This is a genomic window from Dellaglioa sp. CoH-57-MRSF-18 (assembly GCF_056781995.1).
This window is the reverse complement of the sequence record NZ_JBXAXX010000083.1, coordinates 1-450: the sequence shown is the minus strand read 5'-3', so window position 1 is coordinate 450 and position 450 is coordinate 1. Positions and strand designations below refer to the sequence as shown.

Genomic DNA, 450 nt, shown 5'->3' with positions numbered 1-450 from the left:
ACTGTATACAAGTAAGAGCCCGGTCTACGCGGATCGAGCAGTGCATAAACGTAGTAGAGCGGGTCAAGACTGAGCCTGTTGCGAGAATGCGCCTGAAGCTCTCGTGCCTGTTTGCGAACCAATGAAGAGAATGTGCGAGCCATGGTGTACTCCGAGTTTGTTCTTCATAAAATTGCACATCCTGCTTTACTCGTTTTGTTGGCATTTCTTCATTATTTTTGCAGTGTTTTCACGGCTCACGTGCATCTTTACGGATTTGATTCGTTGGCATCTTGTCCACCTTCTAGTTCATGCGGTTCACGGTACGTTTCTTGGCCACGAAAATAAGCGATAGAGGCCATCGACGTGTCGTCGTTGAGCAGGGCTTCTACGCCCGGATGCAGAGGACTAACGTCCTCGATGTCGTCCACCCACTGGGCATCCGACGTTTCCCAATTCAACTTGGGTTGA

The 450-nt window shown here is 49.6% G+C and carries 1 protein-coding gene; it reads right to left on the bottom strand.

Translation table 11 applies throughout. From position 1 onward, the window contains the following. Positions 1–248: 248 nt before the first annotated feature. On the bottom strand, positions 249–450 hold a 202-nt coding region (locus AC1RPG_RS08180; RefSeq protein WP_481762495.1), incomplete at its 5' end, for a hypothetical protein.